This is a genomic window from Pantoea sp. CFCC18177, assembly GCF_059412425.1.
Genome location: NZ_JBNBPL010000002.1, coordinates 251,343 through 259,746, shown reverse-complemented (window position 1 = coordinate 259,746; position 8,404 = coordinate 251,343). Strand labels below are relative to the sequence as shown.

At 54.6% G+C, this 8,404-nt stretch carries 7 protein-coding genes; 1 reads left to right on the top strand and 6 read right to left on the bottom strand.

Annotated features, from left to right (window positions below):
- Positions 1 to 46: 46 nt before the first annotated feature.
- The 3 genes from ACPUC8_RS03325 to ACPUC8_RS03315 are packed head-to-tail and all read right to left on the bottom strand — an operon-like array spanning position 47 to position 1,748.
- Positions 47 to 235, bottom strand: coding sequence for a YpfN family protein (locus ACPUC8_RS03325; protein ID WP_039329756.1), 189 nt, complete (start codon positions 233 to 235; stop codon positions 47 to 49).
- Positions 236 to 256: 21 nt separating this feature from the next.
- Positions 257 to 1,384 carry a succinyl-diaminopimelate desuccinylase gene (dapE, locus tag ACPUC8_RS03320; protein WP_039329754.1) on the bottom strand — a complete coding sequence of 376 codons (1,128 nt, stop codon included), beginning with the start codon at positions 1,382 to 1,384 and terminating at the stop codon, positions 257 to 259.
- Between the two features lies 1 nt (position 1,385).
- Entirely contained in the window at positions 1,386 to 1,748 is a 363-nt protein-coding gene (locus tag ACPUC8_RS03315) for an ArsC family reductase (protein ID WP_039329752.1), read from the bottom strand.
- Positions 1,749 to 2,360: 612 nt separating this feature from the next.
- Here ACPUC8_RS03315 and ypfM point away from each other — a divergent pair.
- A complete protein-coding gene (gene ypfM, locus ACPUC8_RS03310; RefSeq protein WP_139015967.1) occupies positions 2,361 to 2,423 on the top strand; it encodes a protein YpfM in 63 nt (20 codons plus the stop codon).
- A gap of 96 nt (positions 2,424 to 2,519) precedes the next feature.
- Here ypfM and acrD read toward each other — a convergent pair whose 3' ends face one another.
- From acrD to narQ, 3 genes are all read right to left on the bottom strand, one after another.
- The gene (gene acrD / locus ACPUC8_RS03305) at positions 2,520 to 5,636 is read right to left on the bottom strand and encodes a multidrug efflux RND transporter permease AcrD (protein ID WP_494925574.1); all 3,117 of its coding nucleotides are present in this window, start codon (positions 5,634 to 5,636) and stop codon (positions 2,520 to 2,522) included.
- 195 nt (positions 5,637 to 5,831) lie between these two features.
- A complete protein-coding gene (locus ACPUC8_RS03300) occupies positions 5,832 to 6,464 on the bottom strand; it encodes a response regulator (protein WP_058973812.1) in 633 nt (210 codons plus the stop codon).
- A gap of 42 nt (positions 6,465 to 6,506) precedes the next feature.
- On the bottom strand, positions 6,507 to 8,195 hold the full coding sequence (narQ, locus tag ACPUC8_RS03295) for a nitrate/nitrite two-component system sensor histidine kinase NarQ (RefSeq protein ID WP_494925573.1): 1,689 nt from the start codon (positions 8,193 to 8,195) through the stop codon (positions 6,507 to 6,509).
- Positions 8,196 to 8,404 lie beyond the last annotated feature (209 nt).

The window sequence follows — 8,404 nt, the reverse complement described above, 5'->3', positions numbered from 1 at the left end:
CGGCGCGAAAATCGCGCCGCTACGTTACCTGAAGCTTGAACCGTCTTTATTTCTTTTTAGGCCAGTCGTCGTCATCGTCCCATTTATCGTTAAAGTCGCGATGTGGTGGCAGATCCGGTTTATTTTCCATGAATTTTTTATGGTCGATACGTTTTAGGTCTTTATAAACGTTCATTAAGATACCGACCATCAGCAGGATCACTAAGATCCACCAGTACTCTTTTAAGAATTCCATCCCCTTGCTCCTTTAGCGTGCTTAAGCGATCAGCTGTTCCATGATGCGCTGATACATACGGCTGAGCATCTGCAAATCTGACGCTTTCACGCACTCATTGATCTTATGAATGGTGGCATTCACCGGGCCCAGTTCCACCACCTGCGCACCCATACGCGCGATAAAGCGACCGTCTGAGGTGCCGCCGGTGGTCAGCAACTGTGGCTTGATTTCATTATAGTGTGCGACAGCGTTTACCACGGCATCGACCAGTTTTCCGCGTGAGGTCAGGAACGGCTGACCGGAAACATTCCACTCCAGCGTGTAACGCAGTTGGTGGCGATCGAGCAATTCAGCAACGCGATCTTTGATCATCTGATCGGTGAGCTGGGTGCTGAAACGGAAGTTGAACTGCACGAAAAATTCGCCTGGAATGACGTTGTTGCTGCCGGTGCCGGCCTGCACGTTGGCGATCTGCATGCTGGTCGGTGGGAAGAATTCGTTACCCTGATCCCACTCGGTGGCGACCAGTTCATTCAACGCTGGCATGGCACGATGCACTGGGTTATCCGCCAGATGCGGATAAGCCACGTGGCCCTGAACGCCGTGAATCGTCAGGTTAGCGGTCATCGAACCACGACGGCCATTTTTCACCACGTCACCCACAATTTCAGTACTGGAAGGTTCGCCCACCAGGCAGTAATCCATGCGTTCGTTGCGTGCCATCAGGCGTTCTACTACCTTCACCGTACCATTGACGGCGCTGGCCTCTTCGTCAGAGGTGATCAGAAATGCCAGGCGTCCTTTATGCTGTGGATTGGCAGCAACAAAACGCTCGGCCGCCACCACCATGGCTGCCAGCGAACCTTTCATATCTGCCGCGCCTCGGCCAAACAGCATGCCGTCACGAATGGACGGTTCGAAAGGCGGGCTCATCCAGCGATTGGCATCGCCCGGTGGCACGACATCGGTATGGCCGGCAAACGCCAGCGTTTCACCCTGACCGCGCGTTGCCCAGAAGTTCAGCGTATCGCCGATATGCATCTGTTCGACCGTAAAGCCAATCGCTTCGAGACGTGCAATCAGCAGCGCCTGACAACCGGCATCATCCGGGCTAAGGGATGGACGACGAATCAGCTGCTGAGCCAGCTCTATTACCGGACAGAACATGTTATGACTTCTCCTGGATAAAGGTCTGATAATTCTCTTCATTGAAGCCGAGCAGCATAGAGCCGTCTGGTGCACAGAGCAATGGACGTTTAATGATTGACGGCTGTGCCAGCATCAGCGCGGCGGCACTGGCGGCATTATTGACCGCTTCACGCTCGGCCTCCGGCAGCTTGCGCCAGGTGGTGCCACGCGTGTTCAGCAAGGCTTCATAGCCCAGTTTATCGATAAATGCCTGCAGTTGACTGGCCTCTAAGCCATCCGCGCGATAGTCATGAAAGCGGAACGCTACGCCCTGTTGCTCCAGAAAGCGTCGGGCTTTTTTAATGGTGTCGCAATTTTTAATGCCATACATGGTAAACGTCATTTGTCGGTACTCTCCGGTACGTCAGTGATTCTTGTAGTGCCGCTAAAACTTGGGGCAAGCCTGAGCAGGATTGTAACAATACCGCGTAGCTCCGAGATAGCAGGAAATCGGCATTTGAGGCTATTTCCCGCGTAACCTTTCCGTTTGTACGACTTACGATCGCGTCATCAATTTTTTGACTATTTGACCTGGAAATCACCACTTTCTGGGGCCAACCTTCGTATTTCAGTGAAATCTAAATCCAATATCTTGTGTCTTAAGTGCCTAAAACTGACTTAAGCGTTGTTTAAAGGGAGTTACGCCTCAGGCTGAGCGCTATTCGTCAGCTATGGAGGAATTAGCGCACATCTGTACGCCGAAAGCGGTTACAGTTTCCTGGGTGATAATCGAAGCGCGAATCGTAAGCCAGATCAGAATAACCTCAGGTCATGGCAATTCCGTCCAAGCGGGCTTTCTTGTTAAAGATGAGGGGGTTGCTGAAATGTGCGTCAGCCAGCAATTTGTGCAAAATGACGGCAGTTATCGGTGAAATCTACAGCAGTAAAAGGTGTAAACGTATTCACCTGCTGCATAAAGCGGCGTAGAATTGCCCTCACAATAAGAGAGGGTAGTATGATTGACACCGAAATGGGGAACTGGAAAGAATTCATCGAAGCGATGTTACGCAACAAGTAATACGCGAAGAGAAAAGCAGGGCACTCCCAACTTGCTGTAATTCTGGCCAAACTAAACGGGGCAGCGATGATTCGCTGCCCCGTTTTCATTTATGCCTTAATCGTGCGGCTTCTCTTTCAGCGGGAAGCGACGTCGCACCAGTACAAAGAACAGTGGCACAAAGAAGATTGCCAGCACCGTGGCGGAGATCATCCCGCCCATCACGCCGGTACCGACCGCGTGCTGGCTGCCGGAGCCTGCGCCACTGCTGATGGCCATCGGCAGTACGCCGAAGATAAACGCCAGGGACGTCATCAAAATCGGGCGCAGACGCTGGCGAGAAGCTTCTAACGTCGATTCAAGCAGCTCACGCCCTTTGCTGTTAATTTCATTGGCAAACTCCACAATCAAAATGGCGTTTTTTGCCGACAAGCCAATCACTGTTAACAAGCCGACCTGGAAGTAAACATCATTTTCCAGACCACGCATCCAGGTGGCAACCAACGCACCGACCACACCCAGTGGCACCACCAGCATCACCGAGAACGGAATAGACCAGCTCTCATACAGTGCGGCCAGACACAGGAACACCACCAGCAGCGAAATCGCATACAGCGCCGGGGCCTGAGAACCAGAGAGACGTTCCTGATAAGAGGCACCGGTCCATTGGAAGCCCACGCCAAGCGGCAATTGACCCACCAACTTCTCCATCACATCCATCGCCGTTCCGCTACTCACACCGTTCGCCGCTTCACCGACGATTTCCAGTGAAGAGTAACCATTGTAACGCTCCAGGCGCGGTGAACCGGTCTCCCAACGGCTGGTGGCAAAGGCAGAGAAGGGCACCATGGTGCCGCTGCTGTTACGCACGTACCATTTATTGACGTCCTCTGGCAGCATGCGGAATTCCGCTGCGGCCTGTACATAGACCTTCTTCACGCGGCCACGATCGAGGAAGTCATTGACGTAGGTCGATCCCCAGGCGGTGGTCAGCGTATCGTTGATAGTGTCGAGTGATACGCCAAGCGCCTGCGCTTTGCGCTGATCGACATCGATCTGCAACTGTGGGCTGTCATCCAGGCCGTTATGGCGCACGCGTGACAGCGAAGGGTTGCTGTCTGCCAGTTCCAGTAATTTGTCGCGCATCGCCATCAATTGGGTATGACCAATGCCGGCGTGATCCTGCAGCTCCATATCGAAACCTGACGAACTGCCCATGCCGGTAATCGCCGGTGGACTGCTGGCGATTACCCGTCCTTCTTTGATCTTGTGGAAGGCTTTGGTGGCGCGATCGATAATGGCGAACGAAGTACGATCGCTGCCTGGGCGCTCTTCCCAATCTTTCAGGCGAACAAACAGGCGCGCCACGTTCTGACCGTTACCGCCAGGACCGGCACCAATGGTCGAGAACACCGACAGCACGTTATCTTTCTCGGCGGTCATGTAGTAGTTTTCGACTTTCGCCACCACGTTGGAGGTCTGCTGTAAGGTGGCCCCCGCAGGTAACTGCACTTGCGTCAGGAACACACCACGGTCTTCCAGCGGCAGGAACGATGTCGGCAGGCGAATAAACAGAAAAGCCATCACGCCGATGATGCCGAGATAGAGCACCAGCCAGCGCCCCCCCTTCATCAGAATGCGTGCGACACCCCGCTCATAGCGCTCAGCACTGGCGTTGAAGTTGCGGTTGAACCAGCCAAAGAAGCCACGGCGACCGTGATGTTCGCCCTGTGGTAGCGGTTTGAGCAGCGTTGAGCAGAGCGCTGGCGTCAGGATCATCGCTACCAACACCGACAGCACCATCGCCGAAACGATGGTGATGGAGAACTGGCGGTAGATCGCGCCCACCGTGCCGCCGAAGAAGGCCATCGGCACAAATACTGCCGACAGCACCAGCGCAATCCCCACCAGCGCGCCCTGGATTTGCCCCATCGATTTCCGCGTCGCGGCGCGCGGGGATAGGCCTTCCTCGCTCATGATGCGCTCGACGTTCTCCACCACCACGATGGCGTCATCCACCAATAGCCCGATGGCGAGCACCATCGCGAACATGGTGAGGGTGTTAATACTGAAACCGCAGGCGTAGAGCACGGCAAAGGTGCCGAGCAGCACCACCGGCACAGCAATGGTGGGGATCAGCGTGGCGCGGAAGTTTTGCAGGAACAGATACATCACGAGGAACACCAGCAGAATCGCTTCCAGCAGGGTCTTCACCACGTCTTTGATCGAGGCTTTAACAAACGGCGTGGTTTCGAACGCCACTTTCGCTTCCAGCCCATGCGGGAAGTAGTGCGACAGCTCTTCCACACGCGCACGCACCAGCTTATCGGTGTTCATCTCGTTGGCACCAGACGCCAGCTTGATGCCCAGACCGGATGCCGGTTGACCATTGTAGCGACTGAGGAAGTCGTATTTTTCGGCACCCATGGCGATATCCGCCACATCGCCGAGCGTCACCACCGATCCGTCCGGGTTGGTTTTCAGCGTGATGGCGCGGAACTGCTCAGGTGTCTGCAACATCGACTGCGCATTTACCGTGGCGTTCAGTGCCTGCTTATCCACTGACGGTAAACCACCGACCTGGCCAACGGCCACTTGGGTGTTTTGTGACTCAATAGCAGTGACCACATCATCGGTGGTGAGTGCATAGGCAATCAGTTTGTTGGGATCGAGCCAGATACGCATCGCATATTGCGAACCGTAGGCGTCAACCTGGCCGACACCATCAATGCGGCTGAGCGGATCCTGAATGTTACTGGCGACATAATCTGCAATATCCTGTTTGTCCATACTTCCGTCGGTAGAGACAAACGCAATCATCAGGATATTGCTGTCACCGGTTTTATTCACCGTGACACCTTGCGATTGTACGGCGGCAGGCAGTTTACGCAGGGCGGTCTGTAATTGGTTCTGAACTTGCTGACGGGCTTCATCCGGATTGGTGCCAGCGGTAAAGGTGAGAGTGATTTGCGCCTGACCGGTATTACTGCTGTTTGAGGACATATACATCATGTTATCGATGCCGGTCATGTTCTGCTCGATAACCTGGGTGACGGTGTTCTCCAGCGTTTCTGCTGACGCACCGGGGTAGTTCGCCGTGATACGCACGTTAGGAGGGGCAAGGTCGGGATACTGCTCAATGGGCAGTGATATGATCGCTAATGTGCCGCACAGGCATAACAAAATAGCCAGAACCCAGGCAAAAATGGGGCGGTCGATAAAAAAATTCGACATGGAACCGACACTCCTCAGCTGCGTATTTTTACTTTTATTATGTAAAGCGTGAAGCTCGAATGGCTTCACGCCGGCGGAGTGCAAGGTGCTATCCCCAAAAACTCCTGCTGCTGCTTACTGTACGCGGCGCAAATTAGAGAATCGTGGATAAATTATGGAGAAAGTGTAAATGTCGTGCTGGATTTCTGTGCGCTGCTACACATTGCGACGCTCCAGCCACAGCACGGTGGCAGCCACGCGCGATCGCACATCCAGTTTGCGCAGCAGATTGCGGATGTGCACTTTTACTGTTTCTTCCGAAATATGCAAGGTGGCGGCAATCTCCTTATTGGATAAGCCGCGTGCCACTTCTTGCAGCACATCCATTTCTCGTTCGGTGAGCTGTTTAAACGGATCGGCGCTGTGCTGACGTGTGGCCAGATATTCTGCCACTACGTCACTAAACACATTCTCACCCTGGGCGCCACGCATGATTTGCGCCAGCAGCAGTTCCGGTTCGCTGTCCTTGAGCAAATAGCCGTCTGCCCCGGCATCGACCATGGCATAAATATCATTCCGTGCATCAGAGACGGTCAGCACCAAAATACGCGCCGCAATCCCCTCATGGCGCAGCGCTTTGAGTGTATCCAGGCCAGACATGCCTTTCATATTCAGATCGAGCAGAATGACATCCGGTGACTGGCGGCGCGCTTCAGCCAGCGCTTCGGTGCCATTATTCGCTTCGGCCACCACTTCCAGGCGCGGTTCCAGTGCCAGTAGCTGGCGAATGCCGCGACGCATCAGCGGATGATCGTCCACGATCATGATTGTCAGGGAAGGGGGTGCCATAAGTTCTCCAGTCAAAGTCCGTATTGTATTCAAAGTATCGCGCTAAGCCAGCCGATGGGTGGGGTGCGGCGGAAAACGCAGGGTGACGCGCGTGCCTTGCGCTTGCGGCGTAATCCTCAGCGTGCCGGAAAGTCGTGCTGCGCGCTCGGTCATAATCGTCAGACCATAGTGGCCTGGGGGTTCTTCCAGGCTGCGAATGCCGCAGCCATCATCATCGATGGTCAGTAGATGATCGGCTGCTGCATCACGCTGATAGTGAATCTGGATATGCTGCGCCTGTGCATGGCGAATGGCATTCAGCAGCGCCTCGCGCGCAATCTGCAACACGTGCACTTGCTGCTGGGCATCCAGGGTTTGCAGGCCCGGTTGATAATCAAATTCGATAACAGCGGAGGACTGTTCCTGAAGCGGGGCGATCATCGCTTGCATGGCCTGCACCAGGTCCGCCTGCTCAATGGTCAGTCGGAAGGTGGTCAGTAGCTCGCGCAGTTGCTGATAGGCTTCGGACAGCGCACGGTCAAAGTCAGCAATGATCGACTGGGCTTGCGGCTGTGTATCATCCACATGGCGGCGCAAGAGTGTCAGTTGGATGCGCAGGAACGAAAGCGACTGCGCCAGAGAATCATGCAGTTCGCGCGCGATGGTCGATCGCTCTTCTATTAATAGCATCTGCTGGACCTGTTTTTGCGTTTGCCAGATCCATAAAGAGCGCGCCAGCATGTTTGCCAGACTCTGCATTAATTCATCCACAGGAGGCGCGCGGCGCGTTTGCCAGCTTAGCTCGCCGATCAACTGGTCTTCCTGCTGCAACGGCAGGCGCTGCCATTCCAGATCGTCTTCCGCCACGCCCGCCTGAAAATCTATCCCATCGTGGTGGATTTTCAATACGGTGAGGGCTTCCCGCCGCTGCACCAGACGCAGCAAGCCCTGGAACAATTCGGGGTTGAGCGGGCTGCTGGTGAGCACCTGTGAACTCTCATACAGCAGCCGCAACGTTCGGTTGGCTTGGGTCAGATCTTCCGTTTTATTCCTTACCGCCAGTTCCAGCAGGCGATAGTGAGAATGCAGCCGTTCAGCCATGGTAGTAAATGCCTGGGCCAGCACACCGAGTTCGCTGGGTTGGGAAATCGGTAGCGGGGGAAAGCTGAAATTGGCCTGTTCAACATACTGGCTGGCGGTGACCAGAGAATCGAGCGGGCGCACCACGTTGCGGCGAATAAAGCGGATGGTCCAGAGCGCCAGCGCCACAATGGCAAGAAAACCAAACAGACTGCAGCCCGCCACCAGATGCATTTTCAGCTCAGCATAATGTTGCACGGCCAACACAAAACGGTCGATCTCACTCACGTAGCTGGCGACCTGCTGCTGATAAACCTGAGCACGCTCGGGGCGCAGCGTCTGTTGCAACATCGGCCAACTGTCACGCAGGTAGCGATAGCGATTCTTGACCTCCGCTGGCACCCAAGAGCGTTCCAGATGCTGCAAGGCAGGGGAATGCAGGCTCTGCCGATAGATCATCATATGCTGGGCTAACTGCTGCGGATCACGCGAGCTATCCCATGCGAGGCGATAAATCTGCATGCGCAATGAACCGGCGACATTCACCGCTTCGGCATCACGCAGGCTGCTGGAGAGTGTGACCAGCGCCAGCCCGGTGGTCAGGAATGACAGCAGCACAATAGCGCTGAGTGCCCGCGCCATGGTGCGGGTAACAGGACGTTTTACAATCACGACAATAACCCTTTTAAGAGAGTGGGATTATAAGGCAGCCGTTGCCCTGCTGCGAGTCTGATATCGTCACATCAGGTTACTTTTAACAGAGAAATCCACTTCTCTTTACCTTTCCCTGGATTGTACGCACTTAACTGGCGAATTATTGAACGCCTTTACGACCCGCTAATCCTGATTTTCATTTCATCGCTGATAATTTGCTGCGTAAT